The 25,025-nt window shown below is 42.1% G+C and carries 20 protein-coding genes and 1 pseudogene; 17 read left to right on the forward strand and 4 right to left on the reverse strand.

From position 1 onward, the window contains the following. Window positions 1-2: 2 nt before the first annotated feature. The gene (locus tag R2Q78_RS09380) at window positions 3-1,088 is read right to left on the reverse strand and encodes an efflux RND transporter periplasmic adaptor subunit (protein WP_316791107.1); all 1,086 of its coding nucleotides are present in this window, start codon (window positions 1,086-1,088) and stop codon (window positions 3-5) included. A 244-nt stretch (window positions 1,089-1,332) separates the two neighbouring features. Here R2Q78_RS09380 and R2Q78_RS09385 point away from each other — a divergent pair, with 244 nt between their 5' ends. Next, entirely contained in the window at window positions 1,333-3,120 is a 1,788-nt protein-coding gene (locus R2Q78_RS09385; protein ID WP_316791110.1) for a M61 family metallopeptidase, read from the forward strand. A gap of 71 nt (window positions 3,121-3,191) precedes the next feature. On the opposite strand, the gene R2Q78_RS09390 is transcribed toward R2Q78_RS09385, so the two are convergent. Together R2Q78_RS09390 and R2Q78_RS09395 are read right to left on the reverse strand one after the other, a co-directional pair. Further along, complete coding sequence (locus tag R2Q78_RS09390) at window positions 3,192-3,659, reverse strand: hypothetical protein (protein WP_316791112.1); 468 nt, start codon at window positions 3,657-3,659, stop codon at window positions 3,192-3,194. A 54-nt stretch (window positions 3,660-3,713) separates the two neighbouring features. Next, window positions 3,714-4,772: an NAD(P)-dependent alcohol dehydrogenase gene (locus R2Q78_RS09395; RefSeq protein WP_316791114.1), complete on the reverse strand. Its 1,059-nt coding sequence runs from the start codon at window positions 4,770-4,772 to the stop codon at window positions 3,714-3,716. 165 nt (window positions 4,773-4,937) lie between these two features. On the opposite strand from R2Q78_RS09395, the gene R2Q78_RS09400 reads away from it, so the two are divergent. From R2Q78_RS09400 to R2Q78_RS09450, 11 genes and pseudogenes are all read left to right on the forward strand, one after another. After that, a complete protein-coding gene (locus tag R2Q78_RS09400) occupies window positions 4,938-5,531 on the forward strand; it encodes an RNA polymerase sigma factor (RefSeq protein ID WP_316791115.1) in 594 nt (197 codons plus the stop codon). Window positions 5,532-5,595: 64 nt separating this feature from the next. Further along, window positions 5,596-6,762 carry a FecR family protein gene (locus R2Q78_RS09405; protein WP_316791117.1) on the forward strand — a complete coding sequence of 389 codons (1,167 nt, stop codon included), beginning with the start codon at window positions 5,596-5,598 and terminating at the stop codon, window positions 6,760-6,762. Window positions 6,763-6,947: 185 nt separating this feature from the next. Further along, complete coding sequence (locus R2Q78_RS09410) at window positions 6,948-10,334, forward strand: SusC/RagA family TonB-linked outer membrane protein (protein WP_316791121.1); 3,387 nt, start codon at window positions 6,948-6,950, stop codon at window positions 10,332-10,334. An 11-nt stretch (window positions 10,335-10,345) separates the two neighbouring features. Next, entirely contained in the window at window positions 10,346-11,758 is a 1,413-nt protein-coding gene (locus tag R2Q78_RS09415) for a RagB/SusD family nutrient uptake outer membrane protein (protein ID WP_316791123.1), read from the forward strand. 26 nt (window positions 11,759-11,784) lie between these two features. Then, window positions 11,785-13,023 carry a thioredoxin family protein gene (locus tag R2Q78_RS09420; RefSeq protein WP_316791126.1) on the forward strand — a complete coding sequence of 413 codons (1,239 nt, stop codon included), beginning with the start codon at window positions 11,785-11,787 and terminating at the stop codon, window positions 13,021-13,023. Between the two features lie 20 nt (window positions 13,024-13,043). Further along, complete coding sequence (locus R2Q78_RS09425) at window positions 13,044-14,213, forward strand: TlpA disulfide reductase family protein (protein WP_316791128.1); 1,170 nt, start codon at window positions 13,044-13,046, stop codon at window positions 14,211-14,213. Window positions 14,214-14,384: 171 nt separating this feature from the next. Then, window positions 14,385-14,741 carry an RNA polymerase sigma factor gene (locus R2Q78_RS09430; protein ID WP_316791130.1) on the forward strand — a complete coding sequence of 119 codons (357 nt, stop codon included), beginning with the start codon at window positions 14,385-14,387 and terminating at the stop codon, window positions 14,739-14,741. A gap of 54 nt (window positions 14,742-14,795) precedes the next feature. Further along, window positions 14,796-14,864 (forward strand): annotated as a pseudogene (locus R2Q78_RS21890) (hypothetical protein); the annotation flags it as partial. Between the two features lie 21 nt (window positions 14,865-14,885). Then, window positions 14,886-15,191, forward strand: coding sequence for a hypothetical protein (locus tag R2Q78_RS09440; RefSeq protein WP_316791134.1), 306 nt, complete (start codon window positions 14,886-14,888; stop codon window positions 15,189-15,191). A 12-nt stretch (window positions 15,192-15,203) separates the two neighbouring features. Then, complete coding sequence (locus R2Q78_RS09445) at window positions 15,204-16,814, forward strand: endonuclease/exonuclease/phosphatase family protein (protein ID WP_316791136.1); 1,611 nt, start codon at window positions 15,204-15,206, stop codon at window positions 16,812-16,814. Next, window positions 16,801-17,712, forward strand: coding sequence for an endonuclease/exonuclease/phosphatase family protein (locus tag R2Q78_RS09450; protein WP_316791138.1), 912 nt, complete (start codon window positions 16,801-16,803; stop codon window positions 17,710-17,712). The genes R2Q78_RS09445 and R2Q78_RS09450 overlap by 14 nt, the downstream gene beginning before the upstream one ends. 120 nt (window positions 17,713-17,832) lie before the next feature. Here the strand turns inward: R2Q78_RS09450 and R2Q78_RS09455 are convergent, their stop codons facing one another. After that, the gene (locus R2Q78_RS09455) at window positions 17,833-18,090 is read right to left on the reverse strand and encodes a hypothetical protein (RefSeq protein ID WP_316791141.1); all 258 of its coding nucleotides are present in this window, start codon (window positions 18,088-18,090) and stop codon (window positions 17,833-17,835) included. Window positions 18,091-18,237: 147 nt separating this feature from the next. Here R2Q78_RS09455 and pxpB point away from each other — a divergent pair, with 147 nt between their 5' ends. The 5 genes from pxpB to R2Q78_RS09480 all read left to right on the forward strand — a co-directional run bounded on the left by pxpB (window position 18,238) and on the right by R2Q78_RS09480 (window position 24,946). Next, window positions 18,238-18,951: a 5-oxoprolinase subunit PxpB gene (pxpB, locus tag R2Q78_RS09460; RefSeq protein WP_316791143.1), complete on the forward strand. Its 714-nt coding sequence runs from the start codon at window positions 18,238-18,240 to the stop codon at window positions 18,949-18,951. Then, window positions 18,941-19,894, forward strand: coding sequence for a biotin-dependent carboxyltransferase family protein (locus R2Q78_RS09465; RefSeq protein WP_316791145.1), 954 nt, complete (start codon window positions 18,941-18,943; stop codon window positions 19,892-19,894). The genes pxpB and R2Q78_RS09465 overlap by 11 nt, the downstream gene beginning before the upstream one ends. Then, complete coding sequence (locus R2Q78_RS09470; protein WP_316791146.1) at window positions 19,887-20,645, forward strand: 5-oxoprolinase subunit PxpA; 759 nt, start codon at window positions 19,887-19,889, stop codon at window positions 20,643-20,645. The genes R2Q78_RS09465 and R2Q78_RS09470 overlap by 8 nt, the downstream gene beginning before the upstream one ends. Then, a complete protein-coding gene (locus tag R2Q78_RS09475) occupies window positions 20,642-21,820 on the forward strand; it encodes an NRAMP family divalent metal transporter (RefSeq protein ID WP_316791148.1) in 1,179 nt (392 codons plus the stop codon). The genes R2Q78_RS09470 and R2Q78_RS09475 overlap by 4 nt, the downstream gene beginning before the upstream one ends. Before the next feature lie 117 nt (window positions 21,821-21,937). Further along, the gene (locus R2Q78_RS09480; RefSeq protein WP_316791150.1) at window positions 21,938-24,946 is read left to right on the forward strand and encodes a LamG-like jellyroll fold domain-containing protein; all 3,009 of its coding nucleotides are present in this window, start codon (window positions 21,938-21,940) and stop codon (window positions 24,944-24,946) included. The last annotated feature ends 79 nt before the right edge of the window (window positions 24,947-25,025 follow it).

The raw sequence follows: 25,025 nt of genomic DNA on the forward strand, positions 1-25,025 counted from the left end.
TCTTAGTTTTTTACCACAGTTACTTTTACGGGGGCATCAGCTTTTAGCGCCATTGCACCGGTTGTTAATACGGTGTCACCGACCTTTAAACCAGAAGTGATCACAATGCTTTCCGCAGTACGTGTTCCTGCTTCAACGGGTACTTGCTGTGCTTTACCATTTTTACTGATGAAAACCGTTTTCCCTTCCAATACAGGAATAATAGCTTCATTGGGAATCAATATGGCATTCTTCGCTGTGTTCAATGACAGCTTTATTTTTGCAAAAGATCCCGGTAGTAGTTCATTGTTGGGATTTGGTACCAGGGCCTTGATTTGTAAGGTTCTTGTTTGTGTGTTTATACCAGGTTCAATTGCAAATACTTTGCCTATGAATGTTTTGGTTAGGCCATCAGTAGTAAAAGAAATCTCAGAATTTAATCCTATTTGTCCTGCATATTTTTCAGGGACCGAAAAGCTTACTTTTAAAGGATTGATGCTCGCGAGGTTAGCGATGGTAGTAGAAGGGGTCAGATATTCTCCGGTTGAAATTGAGCGTAAACCTATCTTTCCGCTAAATGGAGCATATATGGAAGTTTTGGCCAGTTGTGCCCTGATGAGTTGTGATTGAGCTTTTAAGGATTGAAGAGCGGCTAATGAAGTGTCATATTCTTCCTGACTGATCGCTCCTTTTTCCAGAAGTTGTTTTGATCGGTTTTCGTTGGTTGCTGCCAGCTGCTGCTTAGTAAGTGCATCCTGCAATTGTGCCTGTATATCTCTGTCATTAATTTTTACCAGCAAAGCACCTTTCGTAACATTTGCGCCCTCTTTAAAGTTGATACTCGTTACCAGCCCTGATACTTCACTTCTTAAAGCCACAGATTCATTGGCTTCAAGCGTTCCGCTCAGATCGAGATTATTTGTAAAGTCGCCGGACTTCACTACAATCCCCTCTACCTGCAAACCTTTCCCGCCACCTTTCATATCTTTTCCACCGCGGCCACCACCGGCACCATCACCTTCCAATTTTTTATTGGCAGAGATTCTGTAGTAAATCAGATAAGCAAGCCCTAAAACGATCAGGGTATAAATCACATATTTTAGCTTCATATTGGCGGTCTTGAATTAGTTAACGTGCAAAAATATTCAAATATGATGCCCGATAAAGCTTGTATTAAGTATGTTACAGCTTCAGCAGTATTAAGTGTGTTACAACATAATATCCGCTTTCATCTCGAACGCAGAGAGAGATCTCTTGCTCAGGCATAGTTCAAGAGATCTCTCTCTGCGTTCGAGATGACGTAAACACTTCCATATTTTTATTTAAGTTTGCCAAAGTTAAAACACAATTATAATGAAACAATCACTAGCAGGATTAATCGTATTACTAGCAATAAGCATGACAGCCAAATCTCAGGTAAAGATAAATTTTGAGGCCAGTTTTACTGAGCCTCAGGCCCATTACGTAGAAATGGAAATGAACATTTCAGGATTGACAAAAGATTATATAGATGTTAAAATGCCAGTCTGGGCACCAGGATCTTACCTTGTACGTGAGTTTGCTAGGAACATTGAAGGTTTTACTGCATCGGCAAATGGCAAACCGGTCAGGTTTGAAAAAGTAAGGAAGAATGCATGGAGGATTTACTCAGCTAAAGCAGCTAATGTTAAAATCAACTATAGAGTATACGCTTTTGAAGTATCAGTGCGTACTTCATTTATAGATGACTCACACGCCTTTTTATCAAGCACCGGCATATTCCTGTACCCTGATGGAATGCTTAAGCAACCAAGCACGGTAAAAATAAAGCCTTTTAAAGGCTGGAAAAAAGTTTCTACCGGTTTGGAGCCTGTAGCAGGACAACCATTTACTTATACAGCAGCAAATTTTGACATCTTGTTTGACAGTCCCATCGAAGTTGGAAACCAGGATGTTTTTGAATTTACTGCATCTGGTGTAAAACACGAAGTAGCCATGTTTGGTGGCGGCAACTATGATCAGGAAAAACTAAAAGTAGATATGGCAAAGATTGTTGATCATGCAACTGCCATTTACGGAGAGAATCCCAATAAACATTATACATTTATTGTTCACAATTTTGCAACCGGCGGCGGCGGTTTAGAGCATCTAAATTCTACCGTGCTTGGCGCATCCAGAGATAAATATACTGACACGAAGGGTTACAAAGGATTTTTAAATCTTGTTGCCCATGAGTATTATCACTTATGGAATGTAAAACGCCTGCGTCCTATAGCGCTTGGTCCATTTGATTATGACAATGAAAATTATACCACCAGTTTGTGGGTAGCGGAAGGTTTCACCTCTTATTATGAAAACAAGCTCATGTACCGCTCTGGTTTCTTTACAGAACAGGAAACTGTTCAAAATCTGGCTACAGCTACCAACAACGTCGTAAATACACCGGGAGCAAAAATCCAGACTGTAGCCGAGGCAAGTTATGATGCATGGATCAAATCTTACCGCCCAAATGAAAACTCCAGCAATTCTACTATATCTTACTATAGTAAGGGAGAAGTAGTGGGTATGCTCATGGATATCGAGATTGCGAATGCTACAAAAGGAGCTAAGAACCTAGATGATGTGATGAAGGCCATGTATGATGCCTATTATAAAAAGCTAGGCAGGGGGTATACTGATGCGGAATTCAAGACCATGGTAGAAAAAATCAGCGGAATCAGCTTTACCAATTTCTGGAAAACATATGTGAACAGTACGGATCCTATTGATTACGTGAAATACTTCGGCTATGCGGGTATTAAAGTAGTGAATGAGAATGAAGGAAAGAATGTACCCTACCTGGGCGCAGCTACTAAAAAGCTGGAAGGAAGAGTGATGGTTACAGTTGTTTCCCGTAATTCTTCGTCATGGATCGCTGGTCTGAATGTAAATGATGAAATCATCAGTGTAGATGGAAATCCTGCTGAAGAGGCGGTTGATAAGATGGCTATAATAAAAGGTAAGAATGTTGGTGAGTCAGTAATATTTACCGTTAGAAGGGACGGAATCTTAAAAGACATTACCATTAAACTATTGGCAAATGCTTCAGTAAAGCTTACTGCAACTCTGGATGAGAATGAAACTGAACTTCAGAAAGCCGTAAGAAATGGATGGCTTAAGTAAGCGTCTTATGATCATAAAAAAGGCTGCGGATTCCGCAGCCTTTTTGTTTATATGTAGATGTGTATATTTTATTAGAATGCGTAACGCAATGAAATACCAAATCGCGCAGCTGTAAATTCTGTACCCTGGTTAAGCGTAAACATTGGACGCCAGTCAAAAGCAAAATCAATCGGAGCTGAAGGCAGTTTAAAGTCTAAACCTGCAGTTGGTCTGATTTGAACAGCTGTTGAGTGTTTTCCAAATAAAAAGTTAGGACCTGCACCAATATACCAGTCAAGACCTTTTGCGCCTTTTACCGGAGCATTGTATTGATACTCAGCACCCAGACCTACCACGTTACCATCAAAAAAGATAAGGTTGGCATCTACAGCGCCATTTCTTGTAAAGAAGTGTTTTACGTTAAAACCTACACCAGTAGAGCCGTCTCCAGCATCAATACGCATACCTAAAGCGGTTTTATAGTTTTGAGCTTGCGCCATATTTGAGGTGAAAACAAGCAATCCGGCACAGCCAAGTAAAGTAAAAAGTAATTTCTTCATAATAGTAAATTTTATTTAATTTTTAAGATGAAATGAGCTACGCAAGTATTGTGCCTAATTTTTCAGTGAGGCCATGTCGATTACAAATCGGTAGCGTACATCACTTTTTAACATACGCTCATAAGCATCATTGATATCCTGCATATTGATCATTTCAATTTCAGAGACAATACCATGTTCGCCGCAGAAGTTGAGCATTTCCTGTGTCTCCGCAATGCCGCCAATCACCGAACCAGCTACCGATTTTCTTCCCAGAATCATCGGAACGGTATTCAGCATAGGTTCAAGTGGGCCCAGGTAACCAACCAATACGATCGTTCCATTAATATTCAGCGTAGGAATGTAATGATTTACATCATGCACATAAGGTACGGTATCTATGATGAGGTCAAATTTCCCTTTGACAGTCAGCATCTGACTGTCATCCGTCGAGATGATCACCTGATCTGCACCAAGCTCAATGGCATCCTGCTCTTTGCCTGGTGATCTTGAAAACAGTGTAACATGCGCGCCAAGGGCTTTTGCCAATTTGATCGCCATGTGACCCAATCCACCCAGACCAACAACAGCTACTTTACTGTCTTTCCCAACCTTCCAGTGTCTTAGCGGAGACCAGGTTGTAATTCCTGCACAAAGTAATGGAGCGGCTGCAGCCGGATCCAGGTTCTCAGGCACGCTCAATACAAAGTGTTCGTCTACTACCACCTTCTCAGAATACCCGCCAAAAGTCTGCATATTCAAATGTTTGTCCTTCCCATTGTAAGTGCCTGTAAATCCTGGGATACAATATTGCTCCAAGTCCTGGCGACAACTAGAACATTCCCTGCAGGAATCTACCAGGCAGCCAACTGCAGCAAGGTCTCCAACTTTAAATTTAGTCACATCAGCGCCAACCTTTGTTACCCTGCCCACAATTTCATGGCCTGGAACTGCGGGATAGACGCTTCCTCCCCAGTCATTTCTCGCTGTATGCAAGTCGGAATGACACACGCCACAATAAAGGATATCTATCTCAACATCTTTTGGGGTTGCCTGCCTGCGCTCAATATTTAGCTGTTTTAGCGGGGCTTCAGCTGATGGAGTGCCGTACGCTTTTACTTCAAATTTTTCCATTTTTTTCTTTTTTATAAGTTATCATATTCTTCCCGGTTTTTAGTTAATACATTGCGTTAAATTTCTGTCATTTCATGCGTGCTGTTTTAGTCATTAACAATTTGTTGTGGATTTTGTGAGCAAGGATAATATTTTTATAGCTAACTTTAACCAGGGATAATAATCATGGAGGCTTATCATGCAAATACTGACCGGGAACTGACTGTTCAATTGAAGCAGGGAGACCGTATTGCATTTGAACAACTTTACCTGATTTATAGTCCCCGCATCTATAAAAAAATCTTACAGCTCGTAAAAAACGTTGCATTGGCAGAAGAACTCCTTCAGGATGTATTTGTAAAGATCTGGGAAAAACGCGAGCTCATCGACACTGAAAAATCCTTCAAGTCATTTTTATACCGGATTGCACAGAACCTGGTGACAGACCTGTTTCGCAGGGCGGCGCTGGACCGTAAAATGATGCAAACTTTTATCGCAGAATCGACCGAACTGTACAGCCCTTTTGATGAAGCTGAAGAAAGCTATTCCAAAGCCATTTTAGAAAAAGCAATGAGCACGTTACCTCCGCAGCGTAAACGGGTATACACCCTGATTAAAATTGAAGGGAAGTCATATGAAGAAGTAAGCGCGTTACTAGGGATTTCCGTTTCTACTGTAAATGATCATGTAGTAAAGGCTACCAAGACATTAAAAGGATATTTCAATATCAATGACGCTACTACAATTGCCCTGGTAGCCGCAATTATCGCAACATTTTAATTTTTTTTTCCTGGAGCAGATGGTTTATGAATTTGATTCGTATTAGGATCAAAACAAATGGGTGTTGGAAACAAAAGAAAGACTTCGGGAAATATTCATAAAGTATCTGGCGGACAACTGCAGTTTCGAGGAGATTAAATTCCTGATGGAGCAATTTGACACAGAAAATCGCGAGTTCCTTGATCAGTTGGTTCTGAATGAGTTTGATCAATTGAGTGATCAGGATGAACTGCCAGCTTTGCCTGTCAGTATATTTAGAGGCATTGAAGAAAGAATTTCCGGTCCTGTCAAGCAGATTAAACTCTGGCCCCGGATAGCCTTGGCTATTGCAGCGACCATAACTCTTGTATTTGGAATATATCTCTTTAATGCCAATCGTTATGCTGAGACAAAACAAGTTGCTTCAGAATCGCAAAGCATTGTTCCGGGTAAACAGGGTGCTACACTTATTCTTGCAGACGGAACACAAATAAAGCTTAATGATGCGGCTAATGGAGAACTGGCGAGAGAGGCTGGAGTAATTGTGACCAAGGCGGCCAATGGTCAGGTCATTTATGAAATTAAGGATCAGGGTAAAAATGAGTCAAATCCTGACAAAATAAATACCCTTTCTACTGCAAACGGTGAGACTTACCAGGTAATTTTGCCTGATGGTTCTTTCGTATGGCTCAATGCAGCCTCCCGACTGACCTATCCTGTTTCTTTTTCAGGAAAAAAAGAACGGCTTGTCAGCCTCAGCGGCGAAGCTTATTTTGAAATTAAAAAGGATAAAGCTCATCCCTTCAAGGTAAAGAGTAAAGAACAGGAAATAGAGGTGTTGGGTACACACTTTAATGTAAGCTGTTACGAAGATGAGCAATTAGTGAAAACCACTTTGCTGGAAGGATCCGTAAAGATTTCAGCTACCGAGGGTACTGCCGTGCTGAAGCCGGGTGAACAGGCCATTCTTGCATCAGGCAAAACGTTAACTGTTGTTCAGGCAGATCTGGAATCAGCCATTGCATGGAAGAACGGTTATTTCGCTTTTAGTAAAGAAGATTTAAAAACCATCATGCAGAGAATTTCAAGATGGTATGATGTAGATATCGTATATAAGGACAAACTTTCGGACGACGATTTTACCGGCAAGGTATCGAGGTTCGGTAAGATAAATGAAGTACTGGAGGTATTGGAACTAACAGGACTGGTACACTTTAAGATTGAGGGAAGGAGGATCATCGTTATGCCATAGTTCTTTCTAAAAGAACAGTCCTTAAAAAGCCAGGAGCGATTGCGCCCGCTCCCGGCAAATGAAGGTTCTGTAAAATCATCAGCTGAAACCAATAATCAACTTAACCTAACAATCAAATGTATGAATTTATAGCTATAAGTAGCGATAAGCAGAAGTCTTATGCCTTAAAAAAAATCCTGCTAATAATGAAACTAACCATTTTTTTATCGATTGCAATCTTACTACAGGTGAGCGCAGCAGGGTATGGACAAAAGATTTCACTTTCAAAAAATAATATTAGTATTGAAGATGCTTTTAAGCAAATAGAAAAGCAAAGCGGATATACCTTTTTTTACAGCAATAAGCTGTTAAGAGGTGCCAAAATCATCGATATCCTGTCATTGAATGGTGCGACAATTGAAGAAGCTCTTCAAAAATGCCTTGCGGGAACATCGCTGGGCTATGTGATTTCCGAAAAAACAGTGGTAATCCGAAAGGCCGTCGAAATTCCTGTCGCCGATCCGGTAATCATTTCTGGTAAGGTAGTCAATGAACATGGTGAAGAACTGGCTGGTATTACCGTTGCGGTAAAGGGGACTAAGACCAAAACCATGACCAATGCAAAAGGTGAGTTTACCATATCGGCACCTGACAAAATGAGCATTTTGGTTTTTACTAGTATCGGCTATTCTACCAAAGAAATATCAGCGGCAGTTGAAATGCGTGTGGTTAAGCTGGATGCTTCCATGAGTAAGCTCGCTGAAATTGTGATCACAGGTTATGGTGTTACTGAAAGGAGAAACCTGACAGGTGCCATCGGTAGCCTGAAACCCAATGTGATCGGTTCTCTACCAAATAATATAGACAATGCCATGGTAGGTAGAATTGCAGGTGTGCAGATCACCCCTTCGGGTGTTCCTGGTTCTGCTTCCGCAATTACCATACGGGGAATTACCAGCATAAATGGAAAAGGAAATTCTCCGCTTATTGTCATTGATGGTATTCCTATGTATGGGATAGACCGGGATAACAATACTAGCGACTTTAGCGGCAGGACGTATGGAGCGGGTTTTACAGGAAATGTACCCAATGCCCTGAAGCAAAATGAAAGAGAAACATTCGAACGCAATCCGCTTGATCTGATCAATCCTGAAGATGTAGAATCTATAGAAGTACTCAAGGATGCTTATGCAACGGCAATATATGGTTCCAGAGGAGCATCTGGTGTTATCCTGATCAAGACCAAACAAGGCCGGTTGAACACACCGAAAATAGGTGTTCAGCTCTCCACTTCTTTTAACAGGCCTTTTGGAGAGCGTAGTATGATGTCAGGAGATCAGTATGCTGATTTCTATACTGCCTATTTTAAAGCAAGAAACCGGACAAATGTATTTCCTAAAGGAGTGAACACAGATTGGATCAATGAGATTCAGCGTACAGGGCATGGTTATAATGGGGCGTTTAACATTTCCAATGGGAATGAAAAAGGAAATTATTACATCAGTGGTTCATATGCCAAGGATCAGCCTTATATCACCAGCAATGATTATGAACGTATTCAGGGAAGAATTAACCTGAATCAAAGCTTAAGTAAAACTCTAAATGTTGGAACCAGCCTTACTTTGTCTTCCACAAGCAATAATGCCCTGGACGCAAACCTCATGTATGGTGATGCGGCCATCGCGGCTCCAAATAAGCCCATTCTGAATGCATTCGGAAGCTACGTTTGGGACAACTGGAATAATCCTCTGATTTCTACTATTGCGAGGGATATGAACCCGGTAGGCTATGCCGCAACTACGACGAATACATTAGGTACAAATAATGTAGTAGGAAATCTTTTTGCGGAATTAAAGCTAACCCCCTGGGCAAAATTGCGCTCGGAATTAGGGGTAGACTGGGAAACTGCAAGAGCGTTTAGCCGTTTTTCCAACAAGCCGAGAACTTTAGGAGGACTAGCCTCTGAGACCAATAGCTGGCGTAGAAAATGGGTGATCAACAATACGCTAACGGTTTCAAAGACAACCGGAGCACATAACCTGAATGCAGTGTTGGGCCAGAGCTTTGAAAAGTCAACTGAAAACTCTTCAAATGTTTATGCCAGTAATTTTCCAAACGATGAAGTATTGAGCCTTAATGCAGCGGGCAGTAAAGTATTCGGTTCTGCCCTGCAACAGCAATGGGCACTTGTTTCTTATTTTGGAAGGTTCAATTATGTGTTTGAAGGGAAGTACATGGCCGGGGTTACTTACCGTCTGGATGGCTCGTCCAAATTTAGTGCCGACAGACGTTATGTTGGGTTTCCTTCCTTCTCTTTGGGATGGGATCTGAAGCAGGAGAATTTCCTGGCGGATGCAAACTTTATCGACCAGCTGAAATTAAGGGGTAGTCTGGGACTTTCCGGTTCTGATGGAGGAACCGGCTATTATGGAAATAAAGGAACATACAATAATGTCCCGGGTGGTGTGACCTGGGCGGGAGACAATGCCATTATCCCTCAGGATCCTAATAATCCTGATTTGAAATGGGAGACCCGCACCAAATACAATGCAGGGGCAGACTTATCCTTTTTTCAGTCTGCACTTAATCTGACTGTCGATTATTACCATGAAAGAACAAAAAATGCGATTCTGTCATTTCCGATACCCGCATACCTGGGTTTTGTAATGCAGCAGCAGAATGTCGGCGAACTGACCAATAAAGGTGTAGAGTTGACACTCAACTCTACCAATATCAACAGCAAGAATTTTAAATGGAGCAGTTCCTTTAACATTACACGCAACGTAAACAGAGTAGAAAAGCTCTATGAAAAGAACGATCTTACAGATCCGATTGTATTGGGGTTAAACCTTGAAAAATCTACAGGTAAATTCCTAATGGAGGGGCAACCTGCAACAGCCTTTTTTCTATATCAATGGAATGGTGTAAATCCGGCTAACGGAAACCCGATGTGGACTGATCAGGCCGGGAATATTACTGAAAAAAATGTGCAGTTGCCAGTCAATGGTGCGGAAAAGAACCGTAGATTCTCAGGAGACGCAGCTCCGAAATTCTTTGGAGGAATAGACAATACGTTCAATTACAAAGGCTTTGAATTCAATGCTTTCTTTTCTTATTCCTATGGAAATAAAATGATCAATGGTTCTAAGGCATACCTGTATGCATATACCAGTAATGATGCTAATAATTTGTCAACAGACCTGCTCGACTACTGGAAAACTCCCGGACAGGAAACGGATATACCTGCATTGTTAAACGCTTCCAATTCCAGCACTATTGGGGGGGTAAGCAGCCCTTTGGGTACAGACTATACGTTAAGCAGAACCAGCACCCGCTTTCTGGAAGATGCTTCATTCATTAAATTGAGGACCACCTCACTGGCTTACAATTTTTCAACAGTGCAGTTGAAAAGAATAGGGTTTTCGTCACTGAAGCTATATGCACAGGCAGATAATGTCTTCGTGATCACAAAGTATTCAGGAATTGATCCTGAAGTAAGTGCTTTCGGATCGTCGGCCTTACAGGTCGGACGCGATGAATTTACGTTGCCGAGTCCGCGCACTTTTCGTTTGGGTATAAAAATGGGTTTTTAACTATCAACAAAATGAAGAAGAAAATGAAACAATATATCATTCCATTTTACGGATTAATTGCATTGGTTGTATCAACCCTTTCGGCCTGCAATAAACAGCTGGATTTAAGACCGGAAAACATCCTGGTAGAAGAACAGCTGCTGGAAGACAAAGTGACTACAGAACGGTTATTGGCAGGAGGTTTTGAAGCCCAGTTTGAGGCGGAGAGCAGTGTATTCACCATGGCTGATCAAAGTACCGGTATTGCATATCTTGATGCAAACAATTATTACCTGGGAAATATTGATGCAAACAATACTGTCGCTTTGAAAATCTGGACACTACACTATAAAGTGATTAATATTGCCAATGTGATCATCAATAATTTACCTAAACATGCAAAATTTGATATCACTTTGCAAAAGCAGTTTATTGCCGAAGCAAAATTTTTAAGAGCATTCGGTTACATGCGCCTGGCTGTATTGTATGGAGAAGATGCACTGACAAATGATCAGGCACGAGGCGTTCCTTTAAGGCTCAATGCTTTTGACCGTTCTGATGCCAGCCAGATCATTCCCCGGACGGCAAACAAGCTGGTTTTTGATCAGGTAGTGAAAGACCTGGAAGAAGCGATCCCTGATTTGCCAACTTCCTATCCGGAGGCCCAGGCAACATTTGCAGATGTCAAACTGCGGTCCCGTGCTGTAAAATCTGTAGGCAGAGCCTTTCTTTCCAGGGTATACCTATACCTTAAAAACTACGACGGAGTCGTTACCAATGCCAATCTTGTTCTGGGTGATGCCAGTTATGTATTGGCGCCAACACCCGCTGAAGTATTCCCGAATAACAGTACGGTAAAAACAGTCTCGGCTAATATCCCGTTCAATAAAGAAGTGGTTTATGGTTATCCGTTGAGCTGGAGTACTTATGAAATACCTCATCGTTTTGGTTATATCGCAGATCCTGCTTTTGTGCAGACTTATACTGTAAATGACATGCGTGGCAAAACTATGATCATTCCAAGTACTGTTCCAGTCGGGAAGTTAACCACCAGCAAATACACCAGCCCAAATTATTACGATAACATCATGGTGATCCGGCTCGCTGAAGTCATGCTAAATAAAGCAGAAGCCCTGGCAAGAAAAGATGGGGTAAACCAAACCTCGGTAGATATACTGAATGCGATATACCAGCGTGCTTTTACATCTGCCCAAAAACCGGCATTATATACGCTTACTTCTTTTGCAAGTAAGGAACAGCTGGTGAGCCGTATCCTGCAGGAGAGAAGGTGGGAACTCGCTTTTGAAGGGCAGGACAGGTTCGACAGGCAACGTTCTGGACTTGCCATTAATCCGGTCCTACCGGCTAACAGGGTTGCTTTTCCAATTCCTAAATCAGAAATAGACATCACCAGTGGTGTCCTCACACAAAATACCGACTACTAAAAATCAAAGGATAAACAATACATAAAATGAAAAGAATAATATTGACATGCGCAATGAGCATAGGCTTGTTGCTGGGAGCAAATGCGCAAAATAAATCGATAGACTTTAAAAAAGAGGGCACTTTTACGGACCACCTCGCTGAAGCAGCAAAAACAAAAAAGCTGATCTTTTTTGATGCCTATACCTCATGGTGTGTGCCTTGTAAGGTTTTGGCTAAAGATGTTTTTACCGTAGACAGCGTAGCAGACTTTTTTAATGCGAATTTTATCAATGTGCACTATGATATGGAGAAAGGGGAGGGACTTGAGCTTAAAAAGCGTTATGAGTCTGATATCTCCGCTTTTCCGACCCTGCTTTTTATCAATGAAAAAGGTGAAATTGTACATAAAATAGTGGGTGCTCCCAATGCAAAGGAGTTTATGGAACTGTCGAAGCCGGCATTAAATCCCCAGCTTTCTTTAAAAGGCCTTGCTCAGAAATTCGAGGCAGGCGACCGCTCGGTGAGTACGGTTACAGCCTATTTCAAGACACTAGGTACTTCAAATGATGCAGAGAAAACCAAAGCGGTAGCTACGGCTTATTTTGATGCTTTACCAACAGCAGATCTTAAAAAAGCAGATGTATGGGCATTAATGAGCAAATATCTTTTTAATATTGAATCAAAGTCATTCAAATATATCTTAGACCATAAGTCTGAGTTTAATGCGGTAAGGAGCGAAGCATCTGTCGACAATTATATTTTAAGCGTGCTTTCCAGGGAAGTTTCAGGATTGAGTATGGCTTACTATGCTAAGAAGCCTGTTGACGCGGCAAAGGAAGCCTGGCTGATTAAAAATTTAAGCTCCATTCACAATGTAAAAGCAGAAACTGATCTGCTCAAAGTGCAGCTGATCAGCAGCAGGAACAAGGGCGACTGGGATAACTTTAATCAGCTGATGACTCAAATGATCACTGCTGCTAAACCTATTGCCGGCACTACAATGAAAGCTGCTATGTTGTTGAATTTTACAAGGAGGTTTACTGAGGCAGCACCAGAAGGGCATTTGAAAGATGGACTAAGCTGGGTAGACCTGTTAATGAAACAGGATGTTATTCCTCCGGTTGCTATAGATCTCCTTAATTTTAAGAAGGGAATATTGAGTAAAATAGGAGATAAAGAAGGATTTGATGCTGCTGACAGGCAAGTCTTTTTTCAGCAGAAGCTTAAAGCAGATGCTGAGCAGGCCGGAAATAGTTTCCCTATGTCAGTAAAAGGATTTCTATAAGTTAAATACAAAAGATTAACATGAACAACAGTATAAAACTATGTTTAGGCTTATTGTTAATGGCCAATGGCTTATTTGCACAGACTCCTAAAACAAAAGCTAAAAAAGAGATCACCGTAAGCGGAAAGGTGCAATTTCCGGATGTTAGCGGTAAATACCAGATCTATCTCGGACAAATGCGGGGAGAGGGTTTCAAAAAAGTATTTACTCCTATAGACAGTGTAAAACTAAACAGCGACAACACCTTTAAATTTAAGATCAACACGAATAACCCTGATTTTTATCAGATCAGGGTATATTATTTTGACCGCATAGACATCTGGGCCGATCAGGATGATTTGACTATCAATTTCAGAGGAATTGACACGGCACGGGTAAAAATCAAGAATCCACCTTATATTCTTATTGAGGGTTCAGACGACAACAAGATCATCAACCAGGTTAATTTTGTAACCTATAGAAATTACCAAAATCTCATCGCTATAGCAAAACAGCAATACAAAGCCAGTCAGGCAAAAGATTCGCTATGGCTGACAGCCAGTGGGGAACTGATGAGCCTGAACGCCAACGATCAGGAAGAGCGGATTCGTAATATTGTGAGGATGTACAAAGACAGACCTGCGGTATTGTATGCACTTAAGTCTTTGAACTGGAAAAGAGATGCAGAACTGATGAAGTCTACTTTAAACGGATTGATCCAAAAATATCCCTGGTTTAAACAAGCTAAACAAGAGCAGCAAGCTATTCTTGAGAACATAGCGCAGACCAAAAAAATAGAGAACGGAAATATTGCACCTCAATTTAGTTATGCAGATGTAAATGGTAAAAAGTATGGCCCTGATGATTTTAAAGGCAAATATTTACTGATCGATTTTTGGGCTTCCTGGTGTGGGCCATGCAGACAGGAAATTCCCAATCTAAAGCAGTTATATGGTAAATACCACGATAAAGGCCTGGAAATTCTGGGAGTTTCCATTGACGCTAAACCTGATGCCTGGAAAAAAGCGCTCGCTGAAGAGCAGATGTCCTGGTCACAAGTTAATGCACCGGATTCCAAAAAACTAATGAACGATTATTTATTTAGTGGGATTCCCTTCATGGTCATGGTGGATAAAGAAGGAAAGATTGTAGAAAAGAACCTCAGGGGAGAAAGTCTGGATAAGAAGCTTAAAGAGATTTTCGGGTTCTGATAACTAAATCCAATTAAAAATCTCGTATGGGCAGGTATATCACCTGCCCATTATCATGTCTGAATTATTAACTTAACAAATAAGCAAAAATTTAGTAATACTAAACTTTTGCTTATTATTTGTATATTTACTTCAGCCAAATGTAAGGGACAATTATTTAATAATATTCTCATGAACTTAGACCAATCAAATAGCTGTAGGGATGCCGAGCTTCTGGATCTGATACGTATGGGCGATAGTGCGGCTTTTAGGGAAATTTATGAGAAGCATTGGTCTGTGTTGTTGAATATGTCTTATAAAAGACTAGATCGCATAGAAATTGCAGAAGAAGTAGTTCAGGATATTTTTGTAAACCTTTTTTTGAGAAGAGCGGAACTGGAGGTCAGGACTTCATTGGAAGCTTATCTCAAGACTGCATTAAAATATAAGATTTTTGATGTTTTCCGTTCAATGGCTTCACATGCGCGATGTGTAGATGCCTTGGTTCAGCAGCAACATCTTACATCATTACACCTAAAAGCAATTTAATGGAGATATTACTCAAAGCAAACCAATAAGCCTGCCGATACGCTAATCAGGAATTTGGTTAAGGTTGCCGCGAATAATGCGATATTCTTGTTGAATACCGGACCCTTGGCTGATGGGAGCATGGATCGGAATTTTATCGATGCCATGAAAATAGTTAAAACCTGGTTGGATAAAAATGCGGAAAGCATTTATGGTACAAAAGGCGGTCCTTTTCCACTTGAAAGCTGGGGAGGCAGTACACAAAAGGGTAAAAAGATTTATGTCCATTTGTTTGACCCTAAAAATACTGATTTTCAATTGCCGGTATTAAACCAACATGTTAAACGGATCCTGTACTTTGAAGGGAAAGTGCCGGTCAAGTATGAAAATAACAATGGCCGTTTATTGTTACGACTGGATAAAGCTAAATTAAACAGCCTCAATACCATTATACAAATTGAACTTGAATAGACATAATTTCTCATGAAAATAATCGCCATTACACTTTTAGCATTCCTCGGTTATCAAATAAATGCAGGTGCCCAGCAACCTGTATTCTATTTAAATTTCGATGATTTTAACATCAAACAAAAGCCTGTTAATAGGGATAGTGCCTATTATGTTGTAGATCTTCAGCAGTCGCAATACGCAAAAGGTCTAAGCGGAAAAGCGCTTGACTTATCATCTAATGCGGCTTTAAGAAAACCCATTAAACTCAATAAAGGTGTCTTACCTGAATTCAATGCAAAAGCCTCTTTTACAGTTCAGGTTTGGATAAGAACCTTGCCGAATGCCAAAATGGGAACTCCTGTCATCGGCAATAAAATTGCTGATGATTTATCGACTGCCGGCTGGCAGATTTATACACGCGAAAATGGTGCCTGGGCATTAATTTTGAATGACGGGAAGCAAAGATATGAATACAAGCCAACAGCAGAACGTCAGCGTATAAACGATGGGCAATGGCACCAGATTGTAATCAGTTTGAAAAGAGATACTCACGAAGTCTGGATGTACCTGGATGGAAAGAACATTGCAATATACAACACGCCGGGATTGGGATCTTTGGAGACCAAGCTTTCGACGGTGATTGGCGGGTCTGATGAAAAATGGGAATACGGATCCACTGGTCAATGGAATGCCTTTAATGGCTATCTGGATGAAGTCAAGGTCTGGGACAAAGCAATAACACCAGAAGAGGTAAAAAAGCAGTATCTGCAGTTTTTTCCAAATACGGAACAGAAAGAAACACCGGAGCCTGCTCATTTAAAAATACTATCGTGGAATATATGGCATGGAGGCCATCGTTATGGCCAGACAGTAGGGCTGGAGCGGGTTATAGATATCATCAAATCGGCAAATCCTGATGTAGTGGGTCTGGTAGAGACTTATGGCTCGGGAGAAATAATCGCTGATTCTCTGGGATATTATTTTTACCTGATCAGTTCAAATCTTTCTATTTTGAGCCGTTACCCAATTACAGAAACAATCAGAGAATTTCGTCCTTCAAACTTTGGGGGCGTAAAATTGCAATTGAGTCCGAACCGAAAGTTAGTCTATTTCAATACCTGGCTAGATTACTTGCCTGATGTTGATGCCAGCATACGGGAAAAAAATAAAACTCCGCAGGAATTAATACAAGATGAATCTCCAACACGACATGCTGAAATCAAAGAAATTCTAAAGAAAATTGATCCCTATCTTAAAAATACCGACAACTTGCCTGTAATTATGGGAGGTGATTTTAATATGGGCTCGCACTTAGATTGGATTGAGGAAACTAAAGCAATCCATTACAACCGTGTTGTTGAATGGCCGGAAAGTATGGAGATGCTAAAGGCGGGTTTTTCGGATAGCTATCGGGAATTGCACACCAACCCTTTATGGGATCAGGGACTTACCTGGGGTGTACGTGCGGCAACAAACACAGGCCTTTATGGCGTCAGAGACCGAATTGATTTTATTTACTACAAAGGAAAGTCTCTTTATCCCATTGAGTCTAAGGTGATCGACTATCATCCTGTAATGTTCCCATCAGATCACGCTGCTATCAGTACTATATTTCAATTAAAAGATAGAAATGAAAAGAATTAATATGTTTAAAATCAATAAAATAAGCGAAATGAAATATATTTTGGGGTCAATATTATGCTGTGTGGCATTTTGCATCTGCATATCTTTTACCGGGAGGAAGCCAAAAGGCCTTACGGTAATTACATACAATGTGTGGAATGGATTTGAGAGTCAAAACCAGCGAAGAGATACCTTTGTACAGTGGGCAAAGAAACAAAATGCTGATGTTATTGCCTTTGAAGAATTGAATAATTTCACACAAGTCAAATTCTCAGATCTTGCAAAAACCTGGGGACATCCTTATGCTGTAATTTGCAAAGAAAGCGGTTATCCTGTCGGGATTTCCTCTAAATACCCCATTACCAATGTTTATAAGCTAATGAAGGGTATGCATCATGGTTGTCTGTATGGTGAAATAGAAGGAATAAGCTTTTTTGTAGTACATTTTTCTCCTTTTAGCAGTGCTAAGCGGATGCAGGAAGCTGATTCGGTCTTAAAAACACTTCAAGAAAAAAAGAGATTAAAAGGCGAGGTAATTGTGTTAGGTGATTTCAATGCATTCTCGCCACACGATAGCCTGTTTTACGCCCAATCTGGTGCAAGAGATAGTATGTTTGTAGCAGAAAAAAAGAATAAGGTGCTTCAAAATCTCAATGAAGCAAATGAAATTGACTATAAGGTTGTTCGTGGTTTTTTGAACGCTGGGTTATTTGATAGTTTCTCGTTGTTTCATAAAACCTTTCAAAATAGCTATCCGTCAATGGTATATCCAACTGTTCCGCTTAGTAGTAAGTGCAGGATAGATCATCTGCTGATTTCAGAAAAGCTAAAGAAAAGATGTAAAAGCCTGGAGATTATTAAAGATTCAGTTACAGATACACTTTCTGATCATTATCCCTTAAAGTCTGTCTTCCAATAAGAACATGTCCCTTCTTATGTACACCTGAAATCCGGTCCTGCTATAGCTTACTTCAATAAGGTACCAGCTATGTCTCTGCTAGGTCTTTGTTACCTATCTGCAAGGTCAGCGCCACCTGGTCTACACCGTTGTTAGACTAATAGCAGACCAGAATGGTAGGCTGGTGTTGTAGCGCAAACTACACCCGCGTGCAACCTTTTTCTTTAGGATGGTTACTTCTACACTGTTACTAAGTACATAGCCTTCTACCGGATCAGGTTCAATGCGGGTGGTTACACTAGGCAGAGGTTCCGGAAGATAAAAAGCGCCTTTGGGGTTCTTCAATTTATTGTGACGCTTTTTCCAATGATCACGTATAATAAAAAACCGCACATCCATGCGGTTTTTTTTGGGATAATAATAACTACATGTTTAACATAGATTATAACACCAAAACGATTGAGAGGCCTGGAACAGGAATAAAATAAATACTAAATTGCGTAAATACAACCATTGCTTTTACAGGCATTATTCAATTACGCACAGATGTCAAATATTTCGAACCAGAAAATTGTTCAATATTATCCGCTTGGTGATGCAGCAATCGTGTTGCAGTTTGGCGATGAGATCAGTAAGGACATCAATGCCGTTATCCTCAATATTGCTGCTTGGCTGGATGAATATACCTTCGAGGGCTTTGTAGAATATGTCCCGGCATTTACCAGTATTACCATTTACTACGAACCATGGGTGGTTCGTTATGCGGAAGTACTGTCAATGTTAAGGGAAATGTTAGAAGAGATCGAAGAAAATGAGAATGCAGGATCTCCCGCAATGGTTACCATTCCGGTATACTATGGAGGTGCTTCGGGTCCGGATCTAGATGATGTTGCCAGGTTTCATAAAATGAGCACTGATGAAGTAATCGCCTTGCACACCCAGCCTGAATACCTGGTGTATATGATCGGTTTTGCACCCGGCTTTCCCTATCTGGGCGGGATGGACGAACGCATAGCTACACCCAGGAAGGAAAGTCCCAGGGCGAAGGTTCCGAAGGGATCAGTAGGTATTGCCGGAAGTCAGACCGGAGTGTATCCTCTGGAAACACCCGGAGGCTGGCAGATCATCGGACAGACGCCGCTCGAACTGTTCGACCTCAGAAAAGAAGAACCTGCTCTATTAAGGGCAGGGCAAAAGATCCGTTTCAGCTCTATAACCGAAGATGAATTTTTTAAACTAAAGGCAGACTATGGGCATTAGAATTTTAAAACCGGGTCTGCTCAGTACCATACAGGATATGGGCCGCCATGGACACCAGAAATGTGGTATGGTAGTCAGTGGCGCAATGGATATCCTGGCGCTGAAAATAGGTAATCTGCTGCTGGGCAATTCTCCGGCTGAAGCTGCGCTGGAGTGTACGCTTTCAGGACCAGAACTTATTTTTGAGCGCGACCAGCTGATTGCGATCACAGGGGGAAACCTTTCTCCTCAGATTGATGGAGTTCCGCTTACGATGTGGAAACCCGTTTATGTAAGGGCTGGTGCAAAGCTTTCGTTTGGAAAAGCGCTGAGCGGTTGCCGTACCTACCTCTCCGTTTACAGGGGTTTTGATGTGTCGGAGGTATTGGGCAGCAAATCCACTTACCTGCGTGCGGGAATTGGAGGATGGAACGGCCGTGCACTGAAGAAAGACGATATTATTCCTTTTAAAACGAGTTGTCAGGGACAGCATAAGTTCGACTGGTCGGCCGGCAAAAATTTGTATCCTGATTTATCTAATCCGCGGATAAGGGTAATTGAGGGGCCGGAATTTGGGCAATTTACCGTGGAGAGTACTGCAGATTTTTTAAACGGATCCTATACGGTTAGCAATGAGGCCGACAGAATGGGTTATCGTTTAAACGGGAAAGCACTTCAGCAACAGGTAAGCAAAGAAATGCTTTCTTCAGCCGTCACTTTTGGCACAATACAGGTTCCGGCTCAGGGAGCGCCGATTGTTTTGATGGCTGATCATCAGACCACCGGCGGCTATCCGCGCATTGCGCAGGTCATCAGTGCCGATCTTACACTTTTAGCACAAATGCAGCCCGGTCGGGAAATCACATTTGAATTAATTACCTTAGAACAGGCGCAGGTCCTGCTGCTTACTCAGGAACAGCAGTTGAGCCAGCTTCGGCAAACATTAACTTTAAAATATGGCTAGTCAATACATTACAGATCTGAATTGTGACATGGGGGAAAGTTATGGTACATGGAACCTTGGAAACGACGCGGCCATCATGCCATATATCTCCTCAGTCAACATTGCCTGCGGTTTTCATGCAGGTGATCCCGCCACCATGAAAAAGACGGTGAAATTGGCACTTGAGCATGGTGTGGCCATTGGCGCACATCCCGGTTTACCGGATTTACAGGGTTTTGGCAGGAGGGAAATGAACATCACAGCTGAAGAAGCATACGATATGGTTGTGTACCAGATTGGAGCGCTGGCCGCCATTGTCAAGGCTGAAGGCGGTATATTGCACCATGTGAAGCCGCATGGCGCGCTTTACAACATGGCTGCTGTAAAACCAGAGCTTGCCGATGCGATTGCTCTGGCTGTTCAGCGTGTAGATGAGCAACTTGTTTTATACGGGTTGTCGGGAAGTGAACTCGTCCGCTCAGGGAAAAAATGTGGCCTAAAAGTTTTCAATGAAGTATTTGCCGACAGGACTTACCAGCAGGATGGAACACTGACCTCGCGCAAATTACCGGGTGCTTTGATCACCGATCATCAGGAGTCACTGAAACAGGTGCTGAAAATGGTAAAAGAGGGCAAAGTAACCACTCAACAAGGCGGCGAGGTTTCCATACAGGCAGATACCATTTGCATACATGGCGACGGTGCATCCGCTTTGGAGTTTGCAGAAAAGATTTACAATAGATTTAAAGAAGAAGGAATCCGGATCAAATGAAACAAACAAGTAACAGAACGGCGCTGGTAGGGGCGGCTTTTTTAATGGCTACATCGGCCATTGGTCCGGGCTTCCTCACCCAGACCACAGTTTTCACACAGTCGCTGGGTGCCAGCTTTGGATTTGTGATATTGACCTCCATCATTATCGATATTGGTGTCCAGTTAAACATCTGGCGGGTCATTGCCGTTTCAGAAAGGCGGGCACAGGATATTGCCAATATGCTGATGCCGGGATTGGGCAGCCTGATCTCTGCACTGATCATTTTCGGCGGACTGGCCTTTAACATCGGCAATGTGGCCGGAGCTGGCCTGGGATTGCAGGCTTTGCTGGGCATTGATGTCATCACTGGTTCGGTCATTTCGGCCGGAATGGCCATTGCTATATTTTTGATTAAGGAAGCCGGACGGGCTATGGACAGGTTTGCCCAGCTGATGGGCTTCCTGATGATCATTGCCATTATCTATGTTGCGATCAGTTCCGCTCCTCCGGTAGGCGAGGCTGTACTTAGAACGGTGCTGCCGACCAAACTGGACCTGGTCACCATCATTACCCTGGTAGGGGGTACAGTTGGTGGATACATTACATTTTCAGGTGGCCACCGTCTGCTTGACGCTGGTATAAAAGGCACTGCCGCCCTACCGCAGGTGAGTCGCAGTGCGGTAATGGGTATATCTGTGGCTTCACTTGTACGGATCTTCCTGTTTTTGGCCTCACTTGGTGTGATCAGTCAAAACCTGCTCATCGACGAAGGAAATCCCACCGCATCAGTTTTTCAGCTTGCGGCAGGAAACATTGGTTACAGGTTGTTTGGTTTAGTGATGTTTGCTGCTGCCATAACTTCCATCATTGGATCAGCTTATACATCAGTATCCTTTATCAAGTCCTTTCATAAAAAGATTGAAGAGCAGGAGAACAAGGTCATCATTGCTTTTATCCTGGTTTCTACACTTATTTTTGTTTTTGTAGGTAAGCCGGTCAGTCTGCTCATCGTTGCAGGGGCAATAAACGGGTTTATACTACCCGTCACACTCACCGTAATGTTACTAGCTGCCTATCAATCTAAAATTGTAGGCAGCTATAAACATCCAAAATGGCTGGCCATGTTTGGGTTGCTGATTGTTGTGGTTATGACCTATATGAGTGCTAATGTATTGATCAGGATGATGGTTTAATAAATAAAACAACATATTTCCTGCAGAATCTGGGATAGGTATGCAAAAAAAGCATTGTAAACAATCAATTTAAAGGTGGTTGCAGCAGGTTAATATGCTGAAATTTACCCTGTCTAAATGAACAGATTCATGATTAAAGATTTTAATATTTTTTGCCGACGCATCTATTGCATGCTTGCTTTGATGCTTATTTTTTACACCGTTCAGGCCCAGCAGGTCGTAACAGCGCACTACAATATGGGACGTTCGGGCCAGATATCGTATGCCACTTCTCCGGATGTCTTAAAAGACCTGAGTAATCAGGGGCATGATTTGAAACGTGGCGGAACTCCTGTTTTTTTCGCTGACGCCCCTGCTGATAAAAAAATGAACGGTGAAGGTTCGATCCTGTTTAAGGATCGTGGAATTTACGCTGTCGCTGATAATTTTGGCAAAACCGGTCAGCCTTTCGTACTTGAAGGGTGGTTTCAGGCCAATAGCCGCCAGGGTTCAAAGGATCCGGGGAGAGACAAAGGGATTGTTTGGGCTTACGGAGATGATAAAAGTGGCTATGTTTTATGGCAAAAAGAAAACCAGTGGGTATTGATGATAGATGGCAAGGAAAGTCCTAAAGCTGTTGCAAAGGCTATTCCAGGCGAATGGGTTCATATTGCACTGGTAAATGATGGTAAGACCATTTCAACACTTGTTAATGGATTAAAAACTTTGAATGGTTTGGCTGCTGCTAAAATGGTGGCTGCCAATTTTTCTATAGCTGCGTTGGGTAAGGGCAATTATTTTAATGGATTGATATACGAAGTAAGACTTTCTTCCGTAAATAAAGTCAAATTTGATGCAGGCAAACACTTGTTGTTTAATGCCAAACAGGTAGCGCAAAAACGAAAACAAGCTACGGATGAGCAACGCGCATTATTTGCTGCACTTGATGCAGATAAGTCGATTGTTAAGGTGCAGTCTTTTCCCGGTGCCGAAAATTCAAAAGACTGGATGGTTAGTGAGGTTAAAACACCTGTGCAATTATATTTGCAAAAAGACCCTGGTCAGCTGTCAGCAAAATTGTTATTAACCAATGGTTTGCTCAGCCGCGAGTTCTTTATCGCAGAAAACCTGGCTTGTGTAGGCTTTAAGAACGAATATACCGATGCACAGTACCTCAGAGCTGTAAAGCCTGAAGCAAGGGTGATGATTGACAGTACCTGGTATAATATAGGCGGATTTAGCGGACAACCCGAAAAATCCTACCTGATGGAAAGCTGGTATAAGAACCTGATTGCGGAGCCTTCAGCATTTCGGTTTGCAGGCCTTGAAGTAACGCAACCCACAGCACGCTATCCTTGGCAGCAAAAGTACAATGCCGTGCATACCGACTGGCCACCTAAGGGCTTGCACGTGATGATGTACTACAATGCGCCATTAAACAAGAGCAAGTGGCAAAAGTCAGTAAAGGTTACTGTTCATTACGAGCTGTATGAAGGTATGCCGGTTATTGCTAAATGGATAACTGTCGAGAATAATACCAATTCATCTTTTATTGTTCGTGAAGCAGAATGTGAAGTCTTAGCCGTAAATCAAGACCAGGTAAAGCGCATTCACGTTGAAAGTGATTACTCTTTTGCTTTGGCCAATGCCGATACTGAAGGATCTGCTTTGATGCATTACAATGGAACACCTCCGGCATATCAGGTCGGAAGAAGTACAACAACATGGCGAACAGACGGTGAATACAATACCTGGGCATCTCACAATCAGGCCGAAGATAAGTTTCTTGGATTTCCACATCATAACCTGTTGGTGAGCAGGGTGCCAATGGGGCCTTCTGAAACACTGAAGCCAAAGCAAAAATTCAGCTCTTTCACAACTTTTGAGCTGTTGTATGACAATGATGACAGGGAGCGTCAGAGCCTGGCACACCGCAAGTTTTACAGGAAACTGGCACCACAAGTTACCGAGTCCTTATTGGCCGCTGGCATTACCTCCCATGACAGAACAAAGCTTAAAGGATATATTGATCAAATGGGCGAGCTGGGTTTTGAGAGATTGGATATTATGGCCTGGCCAGGTATTTCTCATGATAAGCTAGACGCTGATTATGTCGATTTATGGAAAGATATCGCTTCCTATGCAAAAAATAAGGGGATTGTAATGGGTGGATATGAATTGCAGACTGCATCAAGAGGAAGAGGAGTACAGTACGATTGCATTGATCCAATAACTAAAAAGCCGGGCAGCTTGTTTGGGCAAAGCGTTTGTATTGCCAGCGACTGGCAGGACAAATATTTCACTGACATGTGGAAGTTTTATGATCAAACTGGCTTGATGACCTATAACATGGATGGACCTTATCATGGGGACGTATGTGCATCTACTACGCATAAACATCATACCGACCTGTACGATTCACAATGGGAACAATGGAAACAACAGGTAAGGGTACTTCATGAACTCCAACGCCGTAACATGTATGTGCCAATTCCAGATTGGTATTTTCTGAACGGGCAATCTGCTACCGGTATGGGATACCGCGAGGCCAGTGCGAATTTAACGCCTCAGCAACAATTGCTGCTGGGCCGCCAGTACATCTACGATGGTACCTGGCATAAAACACCTACAATGGGATGGATGACTTTACAGTTGGTAGGCTTTTATACGAACGATGCCAGGGTAGGCTTAGAGCCATTAGCAGATAATCTGGACAGGTACGAGGTTGGCTTGTTTCAGCACCTGGCAAGCGGCTGCCAGTTCACAGTAAGGGGAAATAGGCTTTATGATACACCTGAAACAAAAGCGATGGTAGCCAAATGGGTAAACTGGTTTAAAAAACACCGCGAAATATTAACTTCTGATATCATTCACGTTTCCCGTCCTACCGGTAGGGATCTGGATGCCATGTTACACGTAAATGCTCAAATAGAAGAAAAGGGGATGTTTGTGGTCTTTAATCCAACGGAAAAAGCAATCACTAAAGCTGTGAAAGTTCCACTTTACTATGCTGGATTAAAAGGTAAGGCGACGATAACAGATCAGGATGGTAAAAGCAATGTGTTGACGCTAAATGATCAGCAAGAAGCACAACTTACGGTAAGCATACCGGCAGGAGGATTTGGGTGGTTCCTGATTAAAGAATAATTATACGCTGCTCTCTAAGATAAAGCCCCCAACTCTGTTAGAGAAGGGGGCTTTGTTTTCCTTGTCGAAATAGACAATC

The sequence above is a fragment of the Pedobacter frigoris genome, assembly GCF_032678645.1.
Lineage (GTDB): Bacteria > Bacteroidota > Bacteroidia > Sphingobacteriales > Sphingobacteriaceae > Pedobacter > Pedobacter frigoris_A.

Excerpts from the sequence above, each read along its gene's own strand:
- R2Q78_RS09380 (WP_316791107.1), bottom strand. The coding sequence starts at position 1,088 with ATGAAGCTAAAATATGTGATTTATACCCTGATCGTTTTAGGGCTTGCT.
- R2Q78_RS09385 (WP_316791110.1), top strand. The coding sequence starts at position 1,333 with ATGAAACAATCACTAGCAGGATTAATCGTATTACTAGCAATAAGCATG.
- R2Q78_RS09390 (WP_316791112.1), bottom strand. The coding sequence starts at position 3,659 with ATGAAGAAATTACTTTTTACTTTACTTGGCTGTGCCGGATTGCTTGTT.
- R2Q78_RS09395 (WP_316791114.1), bottom strand. The coding sequence starts at position 4,772 with ATGGAAAAATTTGAAGTAAAAGCGTACGGCACTCCATCAGCTGAAGCC.
- R2Q78_RS09400 (WP_316791115.1), top strand. The coding sequence starts at position 4,938 with ATGGAGGCTTATCATGCAAATACTGACCGGGAACTGACTGTTCAATTG.
- R2Q78_RS09410 (WP_316791121.1), top strand. The coding sequence starts at position 6,948 with ATGAAACTAACCATTTTTTTATCGATTGCAATCTTACTACAGGTGAGC.
- R2Q78_RS09415 (WP_316791123.1), top strand. The coding sequence starts at position 10,346 with ATGAAGAAGAAAATGAAACAATATATCATTCCATTTTACGGATTAATT.
- R2Q78_RS09420 (WP_316791126.1), top strand. The coding sequence starts at position 11,785 with ATGAAAAGAATAATATTGACATGCGCAATGAGCATAGGCTTGTTGCTG.
- R2Q78_RS09425 (WP_316791128.1), top strand. The coding sequence starts at position 13,044 with ATGAACAACAGTATAAAACTATGTTTAGGCTTATTGTTAATGGCCAAT.
- R2Q78_RS09430 (WP_316791130.1), top strand. The coding sequence starts at position 14,385 with ATGAACTTAGACCAATCAAATAGCTGTAGGGATGCCGAGCTTCTGGAT.
- R2Q78_RS09440 (WP_316791134.1), top strand. The coding sequence starts at position 14,886 with ATGAAAATAGTTAAAACCTGGTTGGATAAAAATGCGGAAAGCATTTAT.
- R2Q78_RS09445 (WP_316791136.1), top strand. The coding sequence starts at position 15,204 with ATGAAAATAATCGCCATTACACTTTTAGCATTCCTCGGTTATCAAATA.
- R2Q78_RS09450 (WP_316791138.1), top strand. The coding sequence starts at position 16,801 with ATGAAAAGAATTAATATGTTTAAAATCAATAAAATAAGCGAAATGAAA.
- R2Q78_RS09455 (WP_316791141.1), bottom strand. The coding sequence starts at position 18,090 with ATGGATGTGCGGTTTTTTATTATACGTGATCATTGGAAAAAGCGTCAC.
- pxpB (WP_316791143.1), top strand. The coding sequence starts at position 18,238 with ATGTCAAATATTTCGAACCAGAAAATTGTTCAATATTATCCGCTTGGT.
- R2Q78_RS09465 (WP_316791145.1), top strand. The coding sequence starts at position 18,941 with ATGGGCATTAGAATTTTAAAACCGGGTCTGCTCAGTACCATACAGGAT.
- R2Q78_RS09470 (WP_316791146.1), top strand. The coding sequence starts at position 19,887 with ATGGCTAGTCAATACATTACAGATCTGAATTGTGACATGGGGGAAAGT.
- R2Q78_RS09475 (WP_316791148.1), top strand. The coding sequence starts at position 20,642 with ATGAAACAAACAAGTAACAGAACGGCGCTGGTAGGGGCGGCTTTTTTA.
- R2Q78_RS09480 (WP_316791150.1), top strand. The coding sequence starts at position 21,938 with ATGAACAGATTCATGATTAAAGATTTTAATATTTTTTGCCGACGCATC.